Origin of the sequence: Phenylobacterium sp. (assembly GCF_044372605.1) — a bacterium.
Taxonomy (GTDB): domain Bacteria; phylum Pseudomonadota; class Alphaproteobacteria; order Caulobacterales; family Caulobacteraceae; genus Phenylobacterium.
The window spans coordinates 1-22,280 of the sequence record NZ_JBILRO010000030.1 but is presented as its reverse complement, the minus strand read 5'-3'; the positions used below and the strand labels follow the sequence as shown (position 1 = coordinate 22,280).

At 65.5% G+C, this 22,280-nt stretch carries 25 protein-coding genes and 2 pseudogenes; 6 read left to right on the top strand and 21 right to left on the bottom strand.

Annotation, left to right across the window (positions count from 1 at the left end; all coding sequences use genetic code 11):
• From ACIQ42_RS04675 to ACIQ42_RS04665, 3 genes and pseudogenes are all read right to left on the bottom strand, one after another.
• Positions 1-609: pseudogene (locus tag ACIQ42_RS04675) on the bottom strand (phosphoserine aminotransferase); the annotation flags it as partial.
• Between the two features lie 121 nt (positions 610-730).
• Positions 731-1,177 carry a hypothetical protein gene (locus ACIQ42_RS04670; RefSeq protein ID WP_397421042.1) on the bottom strand — a complete coding sequence of 149 codons (447 nt, stop codon included), beginning with the start codon at positions 1,175-1,177 and terminating at the stop codon, positions 731-733.
• Between the two features lie 84 nt (positions 1,178-1,261).
• Complete coding sequence (locus ACIQ42_RS04665) at positions 1,262-1,570, bottom strand: hypothetical protein (RefSeq protein ID WP_397421041.1); 309 nt, start codon at positions 1,568-1,570, stop codon at positions 1,262-1,264.
• A gap of 290 nt (positions 1,571-1,860) precedes the next feature.
• Between ACIQ42_RS04665 and ACIQ42_RS04660 the strand changes: the two genes are divergently transcribed.
• Complete coding sequence (locus ACIQ42_RS04660; RefSeq protein WP_397421040.1) at positions 1,861-3,717, top strand: ATP-binding protein; 1,857 nt, start codon at positions 1,861-1,863, stop codon at positions 3,715-3,717.
• Positions 3,718-3,838: 121 nt separating this feature from the next.
• On the top strand, positions 3,839-4,255 hold the full coding sequence (locus tag ACIQ42_RS04655; RefSeq protein ID WP_397421039.1) for a hypothetical protein: 417 nt from the start codon (positions 3,839-3,841) through the stop codon (positions 4,253-4,255).
• A 46-nt stretch (positions 4,256-4,301) separates the two neighbouring features.
• Here the strand turns inward: ACIQ42_RS04655 and ACIQ42_RS04650 are convergent.
• The 5 genes and pseudogenes from ACIQ42_RS04650 to ACIQ42_RS04630 all read right to left on the bottom strand — a co-directional run bounded on the left by ACIQ42_RS04650 (position 4,302) and on the right by ACIQ42_RS04630 (position 7,991).
• Positions 4,302-5,120 (bottom strand): annotated as a pseudogene (locus ACIQ42_RS04650) (PhzF family phenazine biosynthesis protein).
• Between the two features lie 84 nt (positions 5,121-5,204).
• Complete coding sequence (locus tag ACIQ42_RS04645; protein WP_397421038.1) at positions 5,205-5,774, bottom strand: nucleotidyltransferase family protein; 570 nt, start codon at positions 5,772-5,774, stop codon at positions 5,205-5,207.
• Complete coding sequence (thiD, locus tag ACIQ42_RS04640) at positions 5,771-6,571, bottom strand: bifunctional hydroxymethylpyrimidine kinase/phosphomethylpyrimidine kinase (RefSeq protein ID WP_397421037.1); 801 nt, start codon at positions 6,569-6,571, stop codon at positions 5,771-5,773. The genes ACIQ42_RS04645 and thiD overlap by 4 nt, the downstream gene beginning before the upstream one ends.
• 105 nt (positions 6,572-6,676) lie before the next feature.
• Entirely contained in the window at positions 6,677-7,060 is a 384-nt protein-coding gene (locus ACIQ42_RS04635) for a DoxX family membrane protein (protein ID WP_397421044.1), read from the bottom strand.
• 91 nt (positions 7,061-7,151) lie between these two features.
• A complete protein-coding gene (locus ACIQ42_RS04630; protein ID WP_397421036.1) occupies positions 7,152-7,991 on the bottom strand; it encodes an alpha/beta fold hydrolase in 840 nt (279 codons plus the stop codon).
• A 97-nt stretch (positions 7,992-8,088) separates the two neighbouring features.
• Here ACIQ42_RS04630 and ACIQ42_RS04625 point away from each other — a divergent pair, with 97 nt between their 5' ends.
• Positions 8,089-8,670 carry a TetR/AcrR family transcriptional regulator gene (locus ACIQ42_RS04625; RefSeq protein ID WP_397421035.1) on the top strand — a complete coding sequence of 194 codons (582 nt, stop codon included), beginning with the start codon at positions 8,089-8,091 and terminating at the stop codon, positions 8,668-8,670.
• A 101-nt stretch (positions 8,671-8,771) separates the two neighbouring features.
• Here the strand turns inward: ACIQ42_RS04625 and ACIQ42_RS04620 are convergent, their stop codons facing one another.
• The 4 genes from ACIQ42_RS04620 to rpsU form a co-directional block, all read right to left on the bottom strand.
• Entirely contained in the window at positions 8,772-9,020 is a 249-nt protein-coding gene (locus ACIQ42_RS04620) for a DUF2147 domain-containing protein (RefSeq protein ID WP_397421043.1), read from the bottom strand.
• Between the two features lie 80 nt (positions 9,021-9,100).
• Positions 9,101-9,922 (bottom strand): dihydropteroate synthase, encoded by an 822-nt coding sequence (gene folP, locus ACIQ42_RS04615; RefSeq protein ID WP_397421034.1) that lies wholly within the window; start codon positions 9,920-9,922, stop codon positions 9,101-9,103.
• A gap of 196 nt (positions 9,923-10,118) precedes the next feature.
• Complete coding sequence (ftsH, locus tag ACIQ42_RS04610) at positions 10,119-12,002, bottom strand: ATP-dependent zinc metalloprotease FtsH (protein ID WP_397421033.1); 1,884 nt, start codon at positions 12,000-12,002, stop codon at positions 10,119-10,121.
• 205 nt (positions 12,003-12,207) lie between these two features.
• Positions 12,208-12,444: a 30S ribosomal protein S21 gene (rpsU, locus tag ACIQ42_RS04605; protein WP_397403052.1), complete on the bottom strand. Its 237-nt coding sequence runs from the start codon at positions 12,442-12,444 to the stop codon at positions 12,208-12,210.
• Between the two features lie 160 nt (positions 12,445-12,604).
• Between rpsU and ACIQ42_RS04600 the strand changes: the two genes are divergently transcribed.
• Entirely contained in the window at positions 12,605-13,267 is a 663-nt protein-coding gene (locus tag ACIQ42_RS04600; RefSeq protein WP_397421032.1) for a COQ9 family protein, read from the top strand.
• On the opposite strand, the gene ACIQ42_RS04595 is transcribed toward ACIQ42_RS04600, so the two are convergent.
• Both ACIQ42_RS04595 and purE read right to left on the bottom strand, forming a co-directional pair.
• Positions 13,264-14,343 (bottom strand): 5-(carboxyamino)imidazole ribonucleotide synthase, encoded by a 1,080-nt coding sequence (locus tag ACIQ42_RS04595; protein ID WP_397421031.1) that lies wholly within the window; start codon positions 14,341-14,343, stop codon positions 13,264-13,266. The genes ACIQ42_RS04600 and ACIQ42_RS04595 overlap by 4 nt on opposite strands.
• 12 nt (positions 14,344-14,355) lie before the next feature.
• Positions 14,356-14,835 carry a 5-(carboxyamino)imidazole ribonucleotide mutase gene (gene purE / locus ACIQ42_RS04590; RefSeq protein WP_397421030.1) on the bottom strand — a complete coding sequence of 160 codons (480 nt, stop codon included), beginning with the start codon at positions 14,833-14,835 and terminating at the stop codon, positions 14,356-14,358.
• Between the two features lie 136 nt (positions 14,836-14,971).
• Between purE and ACIQ42_RS04585 the strand changes: the two genes are divergently transcribed.
• The gene (locus ACIQ42_RS04585; protein ID WP_397421029.1) at positions 14,972-15,685 is read left to right on the top strand and encodes a GGDEF domain-containing protein; all 714 of its coding nucleotides are present in this window, start codon (positions 14,972-14,974) and stop codon (positions 15,683-15,685) included.
• Here the strand turns inward: ACIQ42_RS04585 and ACIQ42_RS04580 are convergent.
• From ACIQ42_RS04580 to ACIQ42_RS04570, 3 genes are read right to left on the bottom strand one after another with little or no spacing between them, the layout of a single operon-like run.
• A complete protein-coding gene (locus ACIQ42_RS04580) occupies positions 15,682-15,894 on the bottom strand; it encodes a YdcH family protein (RefSeq protein ID WP_397421028.1) in 213 nt (70 codons plus the stop codon). The genes ACIQ42_RS04585 and ACIQ42_RS04580 overlap by 4 nt on opposite strands.
• Before the next feature lie 15 nt (positions 15,895-15,909).
• Positions 15,910-16,353: a TIGR02444 family protein gene (locus ACIQ42_RS04575; RefSeq protein ID WP_397421027.1), complete on the bottom strand. Its 444-nt coding sequence runs from the start codon at positions 16,351-16,353 to the stop codon at positions 15,910-15,912.
• 2 nt (positions 16,354-16,355) lie between these two features.
• Positions 16,356-16,958 (bottom strand): UbiX family flavin prenyltransferase, encoded by a 603-nt coding sequence (locus tag ACIQ42_RS04570; RefSeq protein WP_397421026.1) that lies wholly within the window; start codon positions 16,956-16,958, stop codon positions 16,356-16,358.
• Positions 16,959-17,083: 125 nt separating this feature from the next.
• Between ACIQ42_RS04570 and ACIQ42_RS04565 the strand changes: the two genes are divergently transcribed.
• Positions 17,084-17,257 (top strand): YdcH family protein, encoded by a 174-nt coding sequence (locus ACIQ42_RS04565; protein WP_397400687.1) that lies wholly within the window; start codon positions 17,084-17,086, stop codon positions 17,255-17,257.
• Between the two features lie 40 nt (positions 17,258-17,297).
• On the opposite strand, the gene ACIQ42_RS04560 is transcribed toward ACIQ42_RS04565, so the two are convergent.
• The 4 genes from ACIQ42_RS04560 to ACIQ42_RS04545 form a co-directional block, all read right to left on the bottom strand.
• Positions 17,298-17,951 (bottom strand): DUF1013 domain-containing protein, encoded by a 654-nt coding sequence (locus ACIQ42_RS04560; protein WP_397421025.1) that lies wholly within the window; start codon positions 17,949-17,951, stop codon positions 17,298-17,300.
• A 116-nt stretch (positions 17,952-18,067) separates the two neighbouring features.
• A complete protein-coding gene (locus ACIQ42_RS04555; RefSeq protein ID WP_397421024.1) occupies positions 18,068-19,912 on the bottom strand; it encodes a M10 family metallopeptidase C-terminal domain-containing protein in 1,845 nt (614 codons plus the stop codon).
• A gap of 163 nt (positions 19,913-20,075) precedes the next feature.
• Positions 20,076-21,221: a 3,4-dihydroxy-2-butanone-4-phosphate synthase gene (ribB, locus tag ACIQ42_RS04550; RefSeq protein ID WP_397421023.1), complete on the bottom strand. Its 1,146-nt coding sequence runs from the start codon at positions 21,219-21,221 to the stop codon at positions 20,076-20,078.
• Positions 21,218-21,793 (bottom strand): NADPH-dependent FMN reductase, encoded by a 576-nt coding sequence (locus ACIQ42_RS04545; protein ID WP_397421022.1) that lies wholly within the window; start codon positions 21,791-21,793, stop codon positions 21,218-21,220. Before ACIQ42_RS04545 ends, ribB begins: the two co-directional genes overlap by 4 nt.
• Between the last annotated feature and the right edge of the window lie 487 nt (positions 21,794-22,280).

Sequence of the window (22,280 nt, the reverse complement as noted above, 5' to 3'; positions counted from 1 at the left end):
CACGCCATGCGCGCCTTCACCACCCAGCGCCTTCTGCCAGGAGAAGGTCACCACATCGAGTTTTGCCCAGTCCAGATCCTGGGCGAAGGCGGCGCTGGTGGCGTCGCAGATGGTGATCCCGGTACGATCGGCGGAAATGAAGTCACCGTTGGGCACGCGAACACCGGAGGTGGTGCCGTTCCAGGTGAACACCAGGTCGGCGTCGGGGTTTACCTTCGTCAGGTCCGGCAGCTTGCCATAGGGCGCTTCCAGCACCTCGGCAGGCAGTTTGAGCTGTTTCACGACGTCGGTGACCCAGTCCTTGCCAAAGCTCTCGAACGCGAGAAGCTGGACTGGCCGGGGGCCGAGCATCGACCACATGGCCATCTCGACGGCGCCGGTATCGGAGCCAGCGACGATACCCACCAGATAGTCTTCGGGAACCTGCAGCACCTCACGGGTGCGGTCGATGGCTTCCTTCAGCCGCGCCTTGCCCGGCTTTGAGCGGTGCGAGCGACCCAGCACGGCGTTCTGGAGATTTTCGGGGGTCCATCCGGGGCGCTTGGCGCAGGGGCCGGAGGAAAATTCGGGACGAGCCGGGCGCATGGCCGGCTTCGGCAGGGTGTTCATAGCGATGTCTCCCATCCTTACAGATGAGCAGCGCCCCGTTGGGGGGGCGTGGCCCGCGCGTCAAAGGCCTGCGTTTGACGCAGAACGCAAGCAGAAGTTTTGAAAGCGGGTCTGGTGTTCGCTAGGTGGGCGGCGGTCGAACCCTTTGGGCCAGCCGCCAGCGGCGACGCGCCGTAACGGCGACGCCGATGATCAGGCACCAGGATATGCCAGCGGAATTGATGTTGTTTATCAGGGCGTGAAGGTAGTCGGTGTCCGGGCGCGCGGTCACCAGATAGAACGAATGCAGCGAGAACTGAGCTGCATAGAACAGCATAACGCCGCCCATCCATGGCGCCCCGTAGCGGACGGTGACGATCAGAAGTATGAGGGCGGACAATCCGTCGCTGGCGAAGGCGACTGTGGCCGCCAGGTCCGGCGATGCCCAGTTTACAGCAATGCTGATCGCCATATTGGCCATGACAACCAAGGCCGCCGTTCGCTCGGCGGCCGCGCCCTTCCAGAAGGCGAACAGCACACCAACGAGGCTGAAAACCATCAGGGCAATGAAGATGTAGAGCGGAGACATGATTAGACCCCCTAATCCGATTCAGAGGGGCCTAACCAGTCAATCTATCGCAACGTCAGGCGAGAAACCGACCCGACGTGTCAGTTAGCCAACTTCGCGCATGGTGGTGGTCGAGACCGCAGACGCTTCCGAAGGCTTCATCTTGTAGACCATCTTCGTGCGGATGCCGAGGCGGAGTTGCGCTTCGTGCAGTTCGCTGTGGACGCCGACCATCGCGGAGCGCGCTTCGCTGAGCGCCTTGATGGCCTGCATCATCTTTACCTGAACGTCGTCCGCGAACACGAGCGACACGTTCACATCCTGGCGCGCCTTGAGCATTTCGCTCATCAGCTCGGCAGCTTCAACCATCGCGCCGTCGACGGCGGCTTCAGTCGTGAAAAGCTTCTTGGCCACGCGTTGGGCTACGAATGCCTTTTCCATATGGATTAACCCCTTAATGTTACCCGACACCCGTTAAGGTAAAGCGAAGGTTAAGGTGCACGCAATCTGTTCATGGGTTGTTAACCATATAATTCCACCGCCAGCAGTTGTGTTGTGCCCAAAATGGCACAGTTTCCAGGCCTGAAGGGCGCTCAGGGGCTGGCCCGGAAGCGAAGCGTTAGGACAATCCGACTATCACCACGGGCATGAGCGCGACGGACGCCCCTCACCCTAACGGCGACCCGGACCGGCCAGCCCCCACCGTGACATTTCACGCGCGGGTGGCCAGCGTCGGCCTGGTGACGACCGTTGTCGTGTTGATTGCCGCCTGCCTGACCTTCATGTTGCAGCAGTGGGCTGTGGCGCGGACCCAGTCGCACCTCTTTCACGAGAGCCTCGCCGAGATCGCCGCTCAAACGGCCTCCCCCTCGATGGCGCCGGCACAGCGAATTCGCCTCGCTTCATCGCTGGCTTCAGTCCAGGCCAGCCAGGACGTGGTCTCGGCCCAGGTGGCGGACCGTTCCGGCAAGGTGCTTGCCGAATTCCGGCGTCCTTCGCCTGCGGCAGGCGATACGGAAGTCATCACCCGGCCGATGCTCCTCAATGGAGAGACAGTCGGGCAGTTGCGGCTTACCGTTCAGCAGCCCTCGCTGACACCCATGCTGCCGCAGTTCATCGCCCTGACCTTCGTTCTGCTGTTCGGCGGCGTAGGCGTGGCGCTGTTCCTGGCGCGTAGTCTGGCGCACCGGGTGATCAAGCCGGTGGAGGTTCTGTCCCAGGCCATGCGTGAGGTGGCCGCCGGCGGCAGCTTCACGCCGGTCGAGGTAAAGGCGCGGGACGAACTGTTCCAGAGCCTCACCGAAAGCTTCAATGACCTCTTGGCCAAACTGTCCGTCCGTGAGGACGATCTGAAGGCCGCCATGCGTGATCTGGAAGCGGCGCGCGACGCAGCCAATGCTGCAAACGTGCTCAAGACCCAGTTCCTGGCCAACATGAGCCACGAGATCCGCACGCCGCTGAACGGCGTGCTGGCCATGGCTGAGGTCATGTCCATGGGCGATCTCGCCGACGTCCAGCGCGACCGCCTTGACGTGATCCGTCGCTCGGGCGGCCTGTTGCTGGCCGTGTTGAACGACGTGCTGGACCTTTCGAAGATCGAGGCCGGCAAACTCACCCTGTTCGACGAGGACTTCGAGGTTGAGAACGTCTTCACCCAGGCCCGCGACACCTTCGAGGTCATGGCGACAGCCAAGGGTCTGGCGTTCAGGCTCGAGATCACCGATGCCGCGCAAGGCTGGTGGCGCGGCGACGCCGATCGCCTGCGCCAGGTGATCGGCAACCTGTTGTCGAACGCGGTCAAGTTCACGCCGAAGGGCAGCGTTGTAGCGATGGTCGACGTCGGCGACACCGACGGGCTTCGGATTGTCGTCCGCGACTCAGGCGTCGGCATCCCGGCCGAAAAGCTTGCGACCCTGTTCGAGAAGTTCACCCAGGCCGACAATTCGGCCACCCGCCGTTTCGGCGGCACCGGCCTTGGTCTCGCCATCTGCCGCGAACTGATCCACATGATGGGCGGGACCATTCGTGTGGAAAGCCGCGAAGGCGAAGGTTCTACCTTCACGGTCGACCTGCCCCTGCCGCGCGGCCGACTGGCGGCGCTTCACGGCGAGGAGGGGCTGGGCGCCAATGAAGACGGCAACCTGCGCATCCTGGCCGCCGAGGACAACCCGACCAATCAGCAGGTGCTGGGCGCCGTGCTTGGTTCTCTGGGGATCGATGTCGAAATGGTTCCGGACGGCAAGGAAGCCGTCGCCGCCTGGCGTCGCGGCGCATACGACCTGATCCTGATGGATATCCAGATGCCGGTGATGGACGGCATCACCGCCGCCGCCGCCATCCGGGCCGGCGAGGCTGCCTCGGGCCGCAAGCGCACGCCGATCATCGCGTTGACGGCCAATGCGCTGACCCACCAGGTCGCCGAGTACATGGCTGCCGGCATGGACGCCCACGTGGGCAAGCCCATCGAGATCGCACGGCTCTATGACATGATCTCCACCGTGCTGAACGCCGCCGCCACCGGCGTGGCGCCTTCGACCCAGACGGTAGCCGCCTCCGCCTGACGCCCCGTTCATCCGCCTGAACCTCAGCCAACCGCACCCTCAGGTTCGGGTCAGCCGCATCGTGGTCTCCTGAGTTCGTTGAAGGCCGGCGCCCCCGCCGGTCTGCCTCGGAGGACTCGACATGGCACGTGTTTCAACCCGGATTCTAATCGCCACCCTGGCCGCAGTGAGCGCCGTCTCCGCAGGCGTCCTGCCCGCCGCCGCCCAGCCGCACGGATACAGCTATGACGGCGGGCGACGGGAGTCTCAGGATCGGGGCCGCTTTGGCTACGATCGGGATAGCTACAATATCAACCCGCGTCAGGAGCGGCTGGACCGGCGGATTGATCGAGGCCTGCGTGACGGCAGCCTGACCCTCCGGGAGGCCCGTGGCCTGCGCGAGGACTTCAACCGCATCGTGTGGCTTGAGGCGCGATACCGGTCGAACGGCCTGTCGCCCTGGGAGCGAGCCGACCTGGACCGTCGGTTTGACCGCCTCGAAGACCGCACCCGCCATGAGCGACGGGACCGTGAATATGGCTTTAGCTACTATCGATAGCCAAGCTCCCGGCGCCCCTGGTCAATCGGTCGGGGGCGCCCCCGTTTCATACCGTGAGCCGTAGGCGGCTATCGACCACGGTCACGGCCTGGCCCCGTAAGAGGACCCGATCGCCACGGTGCTCGCATTCGATATCGCCGCCGCGGCCGGGGTAGGCCTGCAGGAACCGCACCGTGGACCGGCCCAGTTTCTGCGCGAACAATGGCGACAGGATGCAATGCAGGGATCCGGTCGCGGGATCTTCCGGGATGCCGGAACCGGGGGCAAAGAACCGATCCACCACATCGACGTCAGATCCCGGGTCCGCCAGCGCCGCCACGCCGACGTTGCCGCGCCCGCCGGTCGCCCCGCTGGCGACGGCGTTCAGAGCCGCAAGGTCTGGCGACAGGGCGCGCACCGCATCTTCACTGTCGAACAGGGCTACGAGGTAGGACGACATCCAGACCTCGACGGGCTGGGCGCCCAGGGCGTCGACGAGGCCCTCCGGCGGGTCGATCTGCACCGGCGGCTAGGCGGGAAAATCCATCTCGTAGCCGGTGGCCGATCGGCGCAGGGTGAGGGGCCCGGACCGGGTTTCAAAGGTCAGCAGGTCGGCGTTCACGCCGAGCTCCCTCAACAGCACATGCCCGGCGGCAAGCGTGGCGTGGCCGCAGAGTGGCACCTCCAGCAGCGGGGTGAACCAGCGTAGCCCGAAACAGGCCGGATCGGGGGTCTTCAGCAGGAAGGCCGTTTCGGCCTGGTTGTTTTCGGCGGCCAACGCCTGCATCCAGCCGGCCTCCGGCCAGGCGTCGAGAGGCTCCACCACGCAGGCGCCATTGCCCTTGAAGGGCTGGTTGGCGAAGGCGTCGACGGTCCATTGGCGCATAGTTGGCCTCCCTGGAATAGCGACCAGCATCTGCGTCCGGGCGACATCCCCGGCAAGGGCCAGTTCGGATGCGGCGGACCTGCGCTATCCCAGGATCTCGAGTTCCGGCCAACGCGCCTTGGCGCCTTGAGCGACGCGCTCGAAATTGGCGCTGGCCCGCGTCGGGTTGCGGCGCAGGCGCATGGCGAAAAGGTCTTCGAGGCCGAAGGGCGCGATGACGGTAAGGCTGTCGTCGGCCTCCATCCGCACGGCGACGGCGTGCAGCGGGCTGACGAACCTTGTCAGGGCCTCGGAGCTGGAGGTCAGCGGAGAATAGGGTTCGCCGAACTTGCCCTCGAACCACAGGTGTACGCGGGCCTGATTGCGCACCTCGACCATTTCACGCAGCGGCGGTCCGAAGGCCGCCGCCACCCGACGGATCACCGCGTCCTCTGCCTCGTAGCTGGTGTCAGGGTCGAAGTAGGCGACGTCGTAGTCCTTGATGCCGTGGTCCGGATCGCGTCCGGTCAGGTCGTTGAACACCCGTTGGTAGATGGCTCCCGAAAACACCTGCCAGTCGGGAAGATCGATGTCTCGCAGCCGGTGCAGCACCTCCATCAAGGGGGTTGCGCGTCGTACGATGGCTTCAAGACGGCGGTGCAGGTCCTCGCTCACGCCCGGCCCCGAAGCGGCCAGCCGTGGTCCAGGGGACCGTGGCCTGCGCCCAGGCCCGGTGCGCGGAGCATCGCCTCATGCACATATTCCCAGGCCCGCGCCACTGCGGCCTCAAGGGGCAGACCCTGGGCCATTCCGACCGCGCAGGCCGAGGCCAGGGTGCAGCCGGTGCCATGGGTGTGGCGGCTGTCGATCCTCGCGCCCTCGAAGGTCGTCTCCCCGTCGACGGTCATCAGCACATCGACGACACGATCCCCCGGCACATGCCCGCCCTTCATCAGAACGGCCCGGGCGCCCAGCGCCAGCAGGGCGTCGCCCGCGCGTCGGAGATCATCGGTGGTGGAGACGGGCAGGCCGGTGAGGGCCTCGGCCTCCGGCGCATTGGGGGTCAGCAGCGCCGCCAGAGGGACCAGCCGCTCACGCACCATGGCCACCGCTTCAGAGGCGAGCAGCGAGGCGCCGCCCTTGGCGATCATCACCGGGTCGATGACCGCCGGGATCGGGTAGGCCTCCAGCAGTCGCGCCACCAGGTCCACCGTGGCCGTATCGCCCAGCATGCCGGTCTTGATGGCGTCAGCGCCGATGTCGTCCAGCACCGCGCGGGCCTGGGCCTCGATGATGTCCAGCGGGATCGGGTGCACGCCGGTGACGCCAAGGGTGTTCTGCACGGTCACCGCCGTGATCGCCGTGGCTGCATAGCCGCCCAGCGCCGTCACCGTCTTGATGTCCGCCTGCACGCCGGCGCCGCCCCCACTGTCGGAGCCGGCGATGATCAGGACACGGCCATTCAGGAACATGTCCTTGAGATAGCGCGCCCGGCCGAACAGCGGAAGCCAACCCTGACGCTGACTGCACGATGCCGCAGTGGCCCCAGCATTGCCGGCGACACCGGTTCAAGAGATTCAGACGGGTCTCGCAAGCGCAGCCCGCACCGCAAGCGCAAGCAGACCGCCGGCGATCGCGAGATCCTTGAAGAAGATGGAGCGTTCTACCTTGTCGGCCAGATCATGGTGGAAGATGAATGCGGCCAGAATACAGAAAATGCCGAGCGCACCGGCGACATCCCGGACGCGCAAGCCCAGGAGGAGCGCTATGCCCCCACCAATCTCCAGGGCCACGACCGGTAAGAAGAGCGCGGTGGGCACGGAGAACTCCCGCATCTGATTCAGAACGGGTGTTGGGTCAGTAACTTTGGCGATGCCCGCAAGGATGAAGAGGAGCGCCATGAGCGCCCGACCGACAAGGGCGACACCGGCAGGGCCGGCCAGGCTGCGAAAATCGATCATCATAGACGCACCATGCCCACGGCATGCTTGGCGCGATTCAAGGGCGATCGGTGGATCGCGTCGTAAGCGGCGAGGTTTTTTTCGTGGTGGTTCATAGGAATCTCCCGGTTTGTACATCTGCGGCGAAGGTGCGGAAGCTGGCGGCGAACGCTTCAGGATCTTCCAGGAAAGCGCTGTGCCCGCCGCGGAACAGGGTCACACGGTGAAGGGGCATGCCGGCGACTGTCGCCCTGGCGCGACCCCACGAGACGAGATGGTCGCCTTCAGTCCAGGCGAGCCACACCGGCAGGGTCAGCATTGGCGCGAAGCGCCTCAGGTCGCCGGCCGGCTCGCTGAAGCCCGCCCATGCATCGGCCAGCATTGGGGCGAGTTCGCGTCCGGCGGCGACGACACGTTGGCGGCGCGCCCGCGCCGGCCCCCGCGAGAGCACCAGGAAACGATAGTAGGCTGCAAAGGCCATCGGAAACCAGGCTGCACCCTTCGCGCCGGCTCGAAAGAAAGCGGCCATGCGACCGATCACGAAGCGCGCCGGGCCATCGAGGGGCGCGAGGCCGCCCGGGTTGCACAGCACCAGCCCCGCAAACCGTCCCGGCGCCGCTGCCGCCGCGATGATCGCCGCGGCCCCGCCGATCGAGTTGCCGATCATGAAGGGGCACTCGAGCCGCAACGCCTCGACGACCTCCAGAATGAGACCGCCGAAACGGTCGGCGCGCACCGGAAAACCGTCAGACGGCGAACAGCCCATGCCGGGCCAGTCGATCGCGATCAGCTCAAATGCCCCGCCAAGTCGACCGGCCAGATCGGCGAAATCGCCGCTCCCATGGCCGACCGCGTGCAGGCACAACACGGGCGCCCCCCGGCCCCACCGCTTCACGGCCAGCCGCGCGCCGGACGGCAGCGTCAGAAGGCCGGCGCTGTCTGCGGCGCTCAAGGCGGCGAGTCTCTCCGGTATCCTGGGTGATTGCCCTATCACACGGCATCTCATAAAAAGCCGGATCCAGAGCCCGGCGAAGTGATATGAATATCACATGAAAGTTCCTGAACGCAAGCGCCCCCTGGCGCCCAAAGCCGACACCAAGGCGTTGCTGCTGGCGGCTGCGGCTGTCGAGTTCAATACGCAGGGCTTCAGCGGGACCGACACGAACCGCATCGCCCGCGCCGCCGGCTTTGCCCCGCAGACCTTCTACCGCCACTACGCCGACAAGACGGAGATCTTCATCCGCGTCTACGAACAGTGGCAGGAAGACGAGCGTAGTAAGATCGCCAGCGCCATGCGCGCCCAGCCGGACAGCGCGGGCCAGGCCCGGGCTGTCGCCGCCACGCTGATAGCCGGCCATCGGGAGTGGGCGTCCTTCCGGCGTTCACTGAGGCAATTGGCAGTTGAAGATGACCGTGTGCGCGCGGCCCGCGCTGCAAGCCGGCGGGCCCAGCTCGAAGCTCTTTCACAAAAGCTCGCGCCTTCGACCTGGGCGGCCCGGGTTGGTGCGCTCTTGACCGTCGAACGCCTGTGCGACGCCGCCGCTGAGGCGGAAACGGACGATCTTGGAATCGATCCTGCAGACTGGACCGCCGTGGTCGCCGAGGCCATAGATCGGCTGAGGGGCGGCTAGATCACGGCGAGGTCGGATTAGGTCAATCCAATATCGAAAAGCATGGGCATTTTCATAGGCCTGGCGCGGGTTGCGGGCGGAAACCGGGTTTACCCTTTTCCTCAATCCGATCGAGGAATTAGCCGCTTGATCAAGGGATACGATTCCAGGTCTCGGTGTTGCAGAGCGGGAAGATGACGCAGCCTCTGAGTTGCACGTGGTCGGCGCCGAGGATCGCAAGCACCACCGCCGCGCCCATCGTCCGGATTGTAGACGGTGCCGTCCGTCCAGACGCCTGGACCGCCCTTCAGTCCGGTGACGAAATCAAGACCCTTCAACGGGCGGCCTCGCAGACTTGGGTCGGCGTTCACACGTTTGATCGCGGCCGCGAGGTTCTCGCGACGTTCGCTGTAAGAGATCGTACGCAAATGCAAGGTGGATCCGAGAGCCTTCAACCCGAACGGATCGCGTGCCACACCGTCAGCGCCTGCACTGTCTCGCGGACATCGTGGACCCGCACCGCCGCCACACCAGCTGCGGCGCCGGCTAGCGCGGCGGCAATGGATCCGCCCAGCCGATGTTCCTCATCGGCGTCGCCATCCAGCATCCCGATGAAACGTTTGCGGCTGGCGCCGAGCAACACCGGGAAGCCCAGCGCCACGATCCGGTCCAGTCCGGCCAGCAGGGGCAGATTGTGGCGTATAGGGTGTTTGCCGAAGCCGATGCCGGGATCGAGCCAGATCCGCTCACGGGCGACGCCGGCCCAGATCGCCAGTTCCGCGCGCTCCTCCAGGAAAGCAACGACTTCGGCGACCACATCTTCATAGTACGGCTCGGCCTGCATGGTTCCGGGTTCACCCTGCATGTGCATGAGCACGATGTCGCAGCCGAGCTCGGCGGCCACGGCGGCGCTTTCAGGCGCGTGGCGAAGTGCGGTGACGTCGTTCCACATCGTGGCGCCGGCCGCGATCGCGGCGCGAGCGACCTCGGGCTTCATGGTGTCTACGGAAATGGGTATGGCGCTCTTGGCCCGGAGCGCGACGATCAGCGGGAGCAGCCGGTCGATCTCGACCTCGGCCGCCACCGGCGCGGCGCCCGGACGTGTAGATTCCGCGCCAAGGTCGAGGATGTCGGCGCCGTCGGCGATCAGGCGCCGGGCATGGGCGAGCGCCGCGTCGAACCCCAGATAGCGACCGCCATCGGAAAAGCTGTCGACCGTCACGTTGACGACCCCCATGACGCGTGGACGTTCGGTTGACAGTCGGGAACGCATTGGACCTCAACCCCGTTATTGTTGCGGCCGTTGATTTGGCGAAGTCCGGGGAGCGCAACGCCACTGCCAGCCCAAGCAGCGACTTGACCCTTTTAGGATAGGTTCAGGGCTCAGCCGAGCCACTCAACCGGGTCGTCACCCTTCTCGGCTTCTACCGAATTCCTGTCTCCCGCCGCTATGCGGGGGAGGCAGGGCGTCATGCCGGCTCTGCGCTGGGACGTGGCGAGATCGGGACGGCGACCGTAGGGCCGGTTGCCCGCTTGGTCTCGGATTCGTCGCGTTTGGGCGGGACACCTTTCAGGGCATTGACGATCTCGTCGCCGCTCAGGGTTTCGTACTCCAGCAGGCTATTGGCCAGCAGGTGCAGCTGATCGAGCTTGGTGGTCAGGATGGTCTTGGCTTCATCCCAGCCGGCCTGGGTGAGACGTCGAACTTCCTCGTCGATCACCTTGGCAGTTTCTTCCGAGACATTCTGGGTACGAGCGACAGAGTGGCCGAGGAAGACCTCGTCCTGATTGTCGCCGTAGGACACCATGCCGAGTTTTTCGGAATAGCCCCACTTGGTGACCATAGCCTTGGCAAGCTTGGTCGCCTGATCGAGGTCCGACGAGGCGCCGGAGGTGATCTTGTCCTTGCCGAAGATGATCTCCTCGGCCACCCGACCACCCATCAGAATGGCCAGGCGCGAGGTCATCTGCTCATAGCTCATGGAGAACCGGTCGCGTTCCGGCAGTTGCATCACCATGCCCAGCGCACGGCCGCGCGGGATGATGGTCGCCTTGTGCACCGGATCGGTGGCGGCGACATTCAGCGCCACCAGAGCGTGACCGCCCTCGTGGTAGGCTGTCAGCTTCTTCTCGTCCTCGGTCATGACCATGGAGCGGCGCTCGGCGCCCATCATGACCTTGTCCTTGGCGTCCTCGAAGTCGCGCATGGTGACCATGCGGCGGTTCTTGCGCGCGCCCATCAGGGCAGCTTCGTTGACCAGGTTGGCCAGATCCGCGCCCGAGAAGCCGGGGGTGCCGCGCGCCACAACCTTGACATCGACGTCTGCGGCCAGCGGCACGTTCTTCATGTGGACGCGCAGGATCCGTTCGCGGCCATTGATGTCGGGGTTGCCCACCACGACCTGGCGGTCGAAGCGGCCCGGACGCAGCAGGGCGGGGTCGAGCACGTCGGGGCGGTTTGTGGCGGCGATCAGGATGATGCCTTCGTTGGATTCGAAGCCGTCCATCTCCACCAGCAGCTGGTTCAGCGTCTGCTCGCGCTCATCGTTGCCGCCGCCGAGACCGGCGCCGCGATGGCGACCGACGGCGTCGATCTCGTCGATGAAGATGATGCAGGGGGCGTTCTTCTTGCCCTGTTCGAACATGTCGCGCACGCGGCTGGCGCCGACGCCCACGAACATCTCCACGAAGTCGGAGCCGGAGATGGTGAAGAACGGCACGCCCGCCTCGCCGGCGATGGCGCGGGCCAGCAGGGTCTTGCCGGTGCCGGGAGGGCCGACCAGCAGGGCGCCCTTGGGGATCTTGCCGCCCAGGCGCTGGAACTTTTGCGGATCTTTCAGGAAGTCGACGATCTCGACGACCTCTTCCTTGGCCTCTTCGACGCCGGCGACATCGTCAAAGGTGACGCGGTTCTTGTTTTCCGTCAGCAGCTTGGCCTTGGACTTGCCGAAGCCCATGGCGCCGCGCGCACCGCCCTGCATCTGGCGCATGAAGAAGATCCAGACGCCGATCAGCAGCAGGATCGGCAGGAACTGGAGCAGCGCCCCGGTCCAGGTGAAGCCGCCGGCGGCCTTGACCTTGATGTCGGCGCCCTGCTTTTCCAGGCGCTGGACCAGATCATCCTGATTGTTGGGGGTGACGGACGTGAAGGCGCGGTTGCCCTGGTCGGTGGCCAGGATCATCGGACCCTCGATCTCAACCGCCTTGATCTCGCCGGCGTTTACCTTGGCCAGCAGCTGGGAGTAGGTGACCTCGGTCTGGTTGCTGGTGCGATTGCCCCCGGCCATCATGCCGTAGAGCCCCACCATCACCACGAGGATTGCGCCCCAGATCACCAAGTTGCGGAGGTTCATAAGAGGACCGTTCCCAATAAGGCCGTGCGCCAAACTTCAAACATAGGGCGCAGACGGTTGATAGACCACTTAACGTCAGGACATTTTGATCAGAGCAGGCCGCCAAGGTTTAGAATCGGATCAGAAATGCAAAAGGGCTGCACCCTGAGGCACAGCCCTTCAAATAAGCATCATCCATGCCAGCTTTTAGAGGCTGACACCGATATTATCGGGTGACGACCTTCTTCGGCGCAGCGATCAGGCCTTCGCGCTGGGCGCGCTTGCGGGCCAGCTTGCGGGCGCGGCGAACGGCTTCAGCCTTCTGGCGCGCACGCTTCTCCGAGGGCTTCTCATAGTGTACGTGCCGCTTCATTTCGCGGAACGAACCTTCGCGCTGCATCTTCTTCTTCAGCGCCTTGAGGGCCTGGTCGACGTTGTTGTCGCGGACGAAAATCTGAACCAGGGGTATCTCTCCTGTAGAACGCTGGCCGCCCGCCTTGCGCCGGCTGAAAGGCGGCGAGCGTAGAAAAAATTGTCGCCTGAAGGTTTGGCCCTTCAAGTTTGAGGGCGGGCAGATAGCAGAAGAGGTTCGCCCTGTCCACGCACTCCGCTAGACTGTTTCCATGACCGCACAAGACTCCGACTGGGCTGCGATAACCGAGCAACGGTTGCTGGACGAGGCGCTGAGGCTTGCGCCGATTCATGGCTGGACTCATCGCACCGTCGGCCTGGCCGGAAAGGCGCTCGGTTTGTCGGCCGGTGAGACAGGGCTCTTGATCCCGCATGGCCCAGCCGATCTGGCCGCCCTGCTGTCGCGACGCCATGATGACCGGGCGCTGGCTCTGCTGAGCGAGGTCCACGCCAGCAACCTGAAGATCCGCGAACGCATCCGCCGTGCAGTCGAGGCGCGCCTGGACGCCGCCGCCGTCGACGAGCCGGCGCTCCGGCGGTGGTCAGGGTATCTCGCCCTGCCGTTGAACCTGCCGCTGGCTGCAAGGCTGGCCTGGGACAGCGCCGACGTGCTGTGGCGCTGGGCCGGGGATACGGCGACGGATGAGAACCACTACACCAAGCGCCTTTTGCTGGCCGGGATCCTCACCGGCGCCGGGGCGATCCGGGCCTCTGCAGGGCGCAAGGCGGCGATGGAATTTGTGGACCACCGCATCGACAATGTGATGGCCTTCGAGAAATGGAAGGCGACGACCACGTTCCGGCCGTCCGAGGCTCTGGCCCGATTTGCCGAGGGGCTAGGGCGGGCGCGGTACGGCGGGGGAGGTGGTCGCTAAAGCGCCTTGACCCGGTTGACATGGCCCATCTTGCGGCCCGGCTTGGCGTCGCGTTTGCCGTAGAGGTGGATGCGGGTGTCGGTTTCATGAGACAGCCGTTCCCACGCGTCGATCTCGTCGCCCAGCAGGTTCAGCATCTCGATGCGGGCGTGGGGGGTTGTCGGGCCCAGCGGCCAGCCGGCGACGGCGCGGATGTGCTGTTCGAACTGGTCCACTTCGCAGCCGTCCTGGGTCCAGTGGCCGGTGTTGTGGACGCGCGGCGCGATCTCGTTGACCAGCAGCCGGCCATCGGCGAGCTCGAAGAGTTCGATGCCGACGACCCCCACATAGCCCAGGCCGCCCAGGATGCGCGCGGCGATCCGCTCGGCCTGCTCGGCCAGCGCCGGGCTCACGATCGCAGGAGCCAGGCTGCGCCGCAGGATGCCGCCCTCGTGGTGGTTTTCGGCGAGGGGATAGACGGCGGTCGCCCCGTCACGGCCGCGCGCGGCGATGATCGACAGTTCGCGCACGAAGTCGGCCGGCGCCTCAAGGATGACCGGCACGCTTCCCAGTTCAGCGAAGATGCGTGCCGCGTCAGCGGCGTGTTCCACCCAGCGCTGGCCCTTGCCGTCATAGCCCTCGCGCCGGGTCTTCATCAGCACCGGCGCACCCATGGCCTGGGCGGCGGCTACGGCCTCCTCAGGCGTCGCGGCCGCCTGGAAGGCGACGGTCGGCGCGCCGTTGGCATTGAGAAACTGCTTCTCGGCCACCCGGTCCTGGGCGACGGCCAGGGCTTCGGGGCCCGGCGCCACCTCGACGCCCATCGCGCCCAGAGCCAGTACAGAGGCGGCGGGCACGTTCTCGAATTCGTAGGTCACCACACTGGCGACAGCGGCCAGCGCCTGCAGCGCTGTGTGATCGGTGTAGGGGCCAACGATGGTGTGGGCGGCCACGCGACCAGCGGGGCTGTCGGCTTCGCGCTCAAGCACGGCGACATCGAAGCCCAGACGGGCAGCGGCCTGGGCCAACATGCGGCCCAGCTGTCCGCCCCCCAGAATGCCGAGGGTAGATCCGGGGGGAAGGGGAAACTCAGCCATCTTGTTCCGGTGCTACTCGACCGCCTCGGCGACACCGGCGGTCTGGTCGGCGGCGAATGCAGCCACGCGTATGGCCAGGGCCGAATCCGACAGCGCCAGGATCCGGGCGGCCAGCAATGCCGCGTTCTTCGCCCCCGCTTCGCCGATCGCCAGCGTGCCCACCGGGATGCCGCCGGGCATCTGGACGATGGATAGCAGACTATCCATCCCCTTCAGCGCCCTCGACTCGATCGGAACGCCCAGCACTGGCAGATCGGTGAGTGAGGCGGTCATGCCCGGCAGGTGCGCCGCGCCGCCGGCGCCGGCGATGATCACCTTGAAGCCAGCGTCTTTGGCGCCCCTGGCGAAGTCGTACATCCGTTCGGGCGTGCGGTGGGCCGAGACCACCCTGGCCTCGTAGGCCACGCCGAGGGCATCCAGCATATCGGCGGCGAGACGCAGGACGGGCCAGTCGGACCGGCTTCCCATGATGATGGCGACGGGCGCGCTCATATGTGCTGCATTTCCTGCCTGAACCCCGGAGAAGGCGCGGAGTATAGGCGCCGCCTTTGCGCGCACAACCGACCCCGGTCAGAAACCCTTAACCCATAAAGCGTCGAATGCCGTTAACCGTTCTGGAGGCGGGACCATGAAGGTCACAGGCGCACGCAATGAACCGCTTCCCGGCGTCCGCAGGACGCCCGCGGCCGGCGCTTCTGCGCCGGTCGGCGGACCGGCGCGGGCCGACAGCACGAGCTTTCTCGGCGTACCGGCCGTGGAGATGACGCCGGCGGTGCTGGCGGCGATCCAGACGCTGCTCAAGGACCTCGACGCGCTGCGTGAGGAGGTCGGACAGCTCAAGGGGCGTCTGAAGGCAGCGGAGGACATGGCGGACCGCGATACGCTGACGCCGCTGCTGAACCGCCGGGGGTTCCTGCGGGAGTTCAGCCGGGTGCGCACGTTCGCCGAACGCTACGGATCCTCGGCCAGTCTGGTCTATTTTGATCTGGACGGCTTCAAGGCGATCAATGACCAATACGGCCACGCCGCCGGAGACGCGGCGCTGCGCACCGTGTCGGAACGGCTGCTGACCCATGTTCGTGAGAGCGACGTCGTGGGGCGTATGGGCGGCGACGAATTCGCCGTGGTGCTGGTCCAGACGGATCAGGCCACTGCCGAAAGCAAGGCGGCCTCCCTGGCGGCGGCGATTGAAGGCGAGCCGGTGGTCTTCGACGCCGGGTCCGCCACGATCCGGCTGAGCTACGGGGTGCGGGAGATCGTGTCGAACACCGAGCCCGAGGCGCTCATCGCCGAGGCGGATGCGGCCATGTTCGCCGCCAAACGCCGGCGCAAGACCGGTTAGGCGATGATGTCGGGGTTCAGGTAGTCCAGGACCCGCGAGATCTCGTCCTTGAGCGCCAGCTTCTTGCGCTTGAAGCGGCCGATGACGATCAGCTCCGGCAAGGCTGCATTGGACAGGGCCTGGATTGCCGCTTCCAGATCACTGTGATCCTGCCGAAGTTCCGCCAGACGCGCTTCAAGCGCCGCTTCGGTGAAGGTTGAATAGTCCATGATCTGCGCCTGATCCTATCCGAGGACCCTGGCAAGGTCATCCAGCGCCTGCGCGGGCGGGGATTCGCCCCAGGCGTCCGCCGCCGCCGAGAGCGCCTCGAAGGCGCTGACGCCATGTCCCTGGCCAGCGAGGCCTGCCAGTGTTTCCATCAGCAGACGTTCCGCGGCCAGTTCAAGCGCCTTGACGTCCTGCCGGAACGCCTCGCGCGCGCCGTCGTTGATCGGGGGAAGCGGCGTCTTCAGCGCGCGCCTGGCCTGGCGAAGCGGGATCAGCGCCGTTTGGTCCCAGACCCGCGCTGTCGCGGCCGCCCTGTCCAGCAGGCCCCTGTCGGTAGCCCGCGCATAGGCCGCCCAAAGCAGATAGGGCGTATTCTGGCCGTGGTTGTCCTGCAGCGCCAGGGTGGCCTCGGGAACGCCCGGCCGGTCATAGGCCGCCAGAACCCACGCCCAGATCGCCACGGTTATGCCTCCGCCCTGGACTGCGGGCCGATATCCTCGCCCCAACGTTTTACAGGCTGCCATGACAGACCAAACAAATCCAGCACGCGGCCCACCGACTGGTCGACCATGTCGGCCATCGACAGGGGTTTGGCGTAGAAGGCTGGCAATGGTGGGGCGATCACTGCGCCCATTTCGGACAGTTTCACCATGGTGCGAAGATGGCCCAGATGCAGCGGCGTCTCGCGTACCATCAGCACCAGTGTCCGCCGCTCTTTCAGGGTGACGTCTGCGGCCCGGGTCAGCAACGAGGCGGTGACCCCGCTGGCGATCTCGCTCATGGTCCGGATGGAGCAGGGCGCGACGACCATCCCCAGGGTGCGAAATGAGCCCGACGCGATCGAGGCGCCGACATCGCCTGCCTTGTGTGCCACATCTGCACGCGCCTGGACGTCGGCCACCGACAGATCGGTCTCCTGCGCAAGGGTCAGGGCTGCCGACCGGCTCATCACCAGATGGCTCTCCACGCCCAGATCACGGCAGGCGTCCAGCGCGCGCAGGCCATAGGCCACGCCCGACGCTCCGGAGATCCCCACGATCAGCCTTGGCGTTTCTGTCTCTGCCATCAAGGGGGCTCCTAACGCGGGAGAGCGACGAAAGATCGATCCGCTTCAAGCAAACATATGTGATCTGACAGCGACGCAAAGCAGGCGTTTACTGCGGCGTCGTCCAAAGCGAGGAGACTCTCCGCATGGCGCTTGAAGCCCGCATCCGGGAACTGGGTTCCCGTCACCAATCCCTGGAAACGGCCATCCAGGATGAGCTGAGACGGCCGTCATCCGACGATCTTAGATTGCGGGAGCTGAAACGACAGAAGTTGCGACTGAAGGAAGAGATCGAGACGCTCCGCAGCAACCTGCATTGATGCGAGCTTCCCGCCGGTTGATGAGGCGGGATCGACCCGATCAATCCTCGTCGGCTTCGTCGTCGTAGACCGGCTCTGGCGCACTTTCCGAAACCACGCCGGTTTCCGAAGCCGGACGCAGGGTCTCGCCCTCGGGCTCGACCTCGCCGCGCTTCGCCGCCTCCTTGGCGCGCTTGTCGGCCGCCTTCCGGACCACGGCATCCAGCTCGAGCTGGGTGGAGAGACCGAGCGTCACGGGATCCACCGGCTTGATGTTGGCGGAGTTCCAGTGCGTGCGGTTGCGCACCTGCTCAATGGTGGCCTTGGTGGTGCCCAGCACCCGCGACAGCTGGCTGTCCGGCACTTCGGGGTGATTGCGGATAAACCAGGCGATGGCGTCCGGGCGATCCTGGCGGCGCGACACCGGGGTGTAGCGCGGCGCCTTTTTCAAGGGCTTCAGCAACTCGGCGTGGCGGCTCTTCTGGGCCTTCATCCGATAGGTCGCAGTCTTTTCCGCAGCATCCAGCTCATCACGCGAGAGCTGGCCATTGGCGATGGGGTCTGCGCCGCGAATGTCACGTGCCACCTCGCCGTCGGCGATCCCCTTCACTTCCAGGGGGTGGAGTTCACAGAAGTCAGCGATCTGTTCAAACGTCAGCGAGGTGTTGTCCACCAGCCATACGGCAGTCGCCTTGGGCATCAGAATGTTGGTCATGTTCAGTCTCGACAGCCTGATCTCGGAAACGAAGGCGCCCGGCCTTTCGGCCGGGCGGGTAGGATTTCCATATAGGCCGGTTATCGACGGCTGAAAACGATCTTCTGAGGACGACCTCAGAAACCGAAGATCCAGTCGCCGGTGAGGTCCGTCGACTGGACGCCTGTCAGGATCACCTGATCGCCCGGACCCAGGGTGATCACCGTGTCGTCGCCGACCTGGGCCATCGTCCAGGTGTTGCCTGCGGCAATCTGAAGGCGGTCGCCCTCCAGGATGTTGAAATCCAGGATCCGATCGAGACCCGAGCCCGCAAAGCTGTTGAACACATCAGCACCCGCGCCCCCGGACAATGTATCCGAGCCCAGGTCGCCCGAGATGAAGTCCGCACCCGGGCCGCCTTGAGCCACGTCATCGCCCTGACCGCCGCGAACCGTGTCGGCACCGGCGCCGCCGTCAAGCGTGTCAGAGCCCAGGTTTCCGTAGACGAGGTCCGCGCCATCGTCGCCGAACAGGCGATCATTATCCTTGCCGCCGACCACCCAGTCATCGCCTGCGCCACCGGAGCCGGTGTCATTGCCGACATTACCGTTGATGTCGTCGAAGCCTGCGCCGCCGGTGATGGAGTCGTCTCCGTCATCGCCCCGCAGATAGTTGGCGCCCGATCCGCCGTCGATGGTGTCGCGACCTGCGGCGCCGAAGATGCGGTCGGAACCGGCATTGCCGCTCAGCTCGTTGGCCAGGGCGTTGCCGTTCAGGGTGTCAGCGCCGAAGCCGCCTATGGCGTTTTCAATCTGCGTGCTCTGGGCCACGGCGACGTTGCCGGTCAGGCCGCCGACGTTAGAGAAGAACCCCTCGCGCAGGTCGATCAGCTGCGCCTGGGAATAGCCGGAGAAATCGAAGGTATCGCGCCCGCCGGCGTCCCACGCTGCGAAGATCAAGCGGCTGGAGCTGCTGGCGGCGCTGAACCAGGACCGATCGGCGGTGGCGTTGAAGCCATAGACCGTATCGCCCGTCCGTGTGGACATGTTGGCACCGTACTCGATCTGGGCGCCGCGGATGTCGTCCAGAAGCGGAACCCCCGAATAGCTGCCCCTGAAATTGCCGCCGGTGTTGGTCTCCGAGAAGTAGCTCATCACCGTATACTGCCGGGAGTCCTCAAAGTACTCGGCGCTGGCGGCATAGGTGACCCTGGCCTCCCCGCTCGAGTTGTAGGCGCCGGGATGGGCAAGCCCGATAGCGTGACCAATCTCGTGGACCAGCACCTGGGCGCCATAGTTTCCAGGGGTCGGAAAGGCGTTGGAGCTGGCGCCGATATTGATCCAGACGTCGCCGGACGAGCTGCCGAAATTCACGTTGCCAGGGTAGTAGGCGAACGCCGCCGAGCCGCTTTCACCGGTGGAATAGTTCGAGAAGAGGATGGTCGCCTGGTCTGTGTAGGCCGCGTCGCTGTCGGTGCTGGACCCGGATCCGACCCGGATGAACCGGATGTTCGCGACATCGGCCCAGGCCTGCAGCGCCTGCTCGGCCTGGAGTATCTGGGCGGTGTTGAAACGCTGGAACCCGTCCGTATCGGTGGGCATGCGGATCGGCGCGGTGGCGCGAAAGCCGTAGGTGACGGTGAAGGCGGCGCCGGCGATGCCGCCCCAGCCCGGCGCGGGCGCCATGGTGTCGGGATTGAAGCCGGTGAGTTGCAGCCCGGCGCGATCAATGGAGAAGCTGGCCTTGCCATTGACCGTGGCGACAGCGCGATCCTCGGCGTTCAGATAGCCTTGCGGGGCCCCGGCGTCGCCGTCCGAACCTGCGTCCTGAAAACCCGCGGCGCCCGAGCACAACGGGCAATGACAACGCGCTTCCTCTCCGTCGCCGGCAAACGGACGCGAGTTCATGAAGCCGTTCGTGATCGGATCGGCGTCCAGCTGCGGTGTCGAAAGGTCAGCAGGGGTCATCATCAACTCAAACATGGCCCGCTCTCCCAAAGTCCCCCTGAGATTGGGCAGTTCTGCAAATACCACGCCAGCCAGCCCGACCCGGATACAAGCATGTACGGCGGCGATATCGATCTGGTTGTGGAGAGCCTGCCCTATTTTTCGGGAAGCGACCAGACTCTGTGTTTCGCGTCAAGGTTTAGTCGAACGCCTGCCGCCCAACGATCTTCAGGCCATATCCGCCGGAACCCGGTAGCACCGTCTGCGACGAACTCAGCAGCGTCATGTCGCGCACCCCCAGATCCAGCAGGATCTGGGCTCCGATGCCGTAGTCGCGCAGGATGTTCTCGGAGTGGTTGGCCTGGGGCTGGCCGTAGCGTTCTGACAGCCAGTGGGGATTGGAATCCCGGATGAAGACAGCCACCGCCGCGCCGTCATATTGCGCGAGCGCCTTCAACGCCTTGGGCACATAGTCCTGACGCGCTTCCACGGCGCCCAGCATGTCGGTGGCCATATCCACGCGGTGCATCCGCACGAGGGTGGGTTTCTCGGGATCGATCTTTCCCCGGGACAGCACGACATGCTCGGTCTGGTCCAGGCTGTTGCGGTAGATCACCATCCGGAACTTGCCGCCAAAGGTGCTCTCGAACGGGGTTTCCAGTACACGCTCCACCTGACGCTCGGTGCGGCGGCGGTAGGCGATCAGGTCGGCGATCGTGCCGATCTTCAGGCCGTGCAACTGGGCGAAGGCCACCAGATCCGGAAGACGCGCCATGGAGCCGTCGTCCTTCATGATCTCGCAGATCACGCCGGCCGGATTGAGGCCCGCCATGCGGCTGATATCGACCGCCGCCTCGGTGTGGCCGGCGCGGACGAGGACGCCCCCGTCCCGGGCCACCAGCGGGAAGACATGGCCGGGGGTGACGATGTCCTCGACGCCTTTGGTCGGGTCGACGGCCACCGCAATCGTGCGGGCGCGATCGTGGGCCGAGATACCGGTGGTGACGCCCTCGCGCGCTTCGATCGAGACCGTAAAGGCCGTGCCATGGCCTGACTGGTTGTCCGTCGACATCGGGGGCAGTCGCAACTTGCGGGCGCGCTCGGCGGTAATCGACAGGCAGATCAGGCCGCGGGCGTGCTTGGCCATGAAGTTGATCTGTTCAGGTGTCGCGAACTGGGCGGGGATGATGACATCGCCCTCGTTCTCGCGGTCCTCGGCGTCAACCAGGATGTAGGGTCGACCGTTGCGGGCGTCCTCGATGATGTCCTCGATCGGGCTGATGGCGCTGACATCGGCATCGTCGCCGGAACCGGGGGCCGGCGGGACCAGGTAGGGAGGCTTCATTGACCGGACCTCATCTGTGTAAACTCAAAAACCTGTTCGGCGACTGTATCGAGTTGCCAGGCGTCGCGCTTGTCCCTGACGGCGCCCGTGTCGTCAAAGAGTGCTGATCCGCCAGCGAGCGTGGCACCGAACGGCGTCGGCCAGCCCCTCAGCGCATGAATGATGGAACGCAGCGCCATCAAGGTGGTGCCGCCCGCCTGCCCGCCCTCGGCGGTAATCACCGCGCCCACGGCCTTGCCGCTGAGATAGGGTGAAGTGTCCTTCGAGGTGAACTCCAGGGTGTCCAGCGCGTTCTTGATCACGCCCGAGATGGAGCCGTGATAGCCGGGGCTGGCCACCACAAGGCCGTCTGCGGCGCGAACGGCGTCGATCAAAGCCTGCTGGCTGTCGGAGATCTCGCCGGGCCGGGGGTCAAAGATCGGGAGGCTCCCCAGGAACTCTCCGCCCAGCAGCCGCACCTCCGCGCCCAGGGCCTCGGCCCGGCGCAGGGAGCAGGCCAGCGCCTTCTCGGTGGAGGAACCTGCGCGGATCGTACCGCCCAGCCCGACGATCAAGGGGCGGCCAGCGCTCATATGGCCGCCACAGCGACGGCCCGGGTGAAAAGATGTTCCATAGCGGGACCTGTAAGCCGGACAATCCTCGGGCGCCAGTCCCCCCCAAACCCAAGGCAGAACCTTGCGAATGCAGCGGCCGTAGATGCCTGGACCCTTTCGGCGGCCCGCCGGCTTGCGCAAACGTCCCGCAGATCACCCAGCAGCTTAGCTCTGAACAGGGCGCATTTTGTCCTGTTGCGGTTGCCGGTAAGCCATGGGCTTCGAGGTACTGGCCGAGGAGTGGTGGCACTTCGACTATATGGACTGGCGCCAGTACGGGATCGGGACCGCGAGCTTTGCCGAGCTGTCAGCCGGACGCCCTCAGAACTGACCTGAACGCCCCTCGCCGGCCGCGAACCGGCTGGCGCCCTCGACGGCGGAGCCGGTGCGCAGGGTCTCTAGGCCGACCTTGACCTCGAACGCCTGGGCCTCATCCCAGCTCAGCGACCACTGTTCCAGCGCGGAG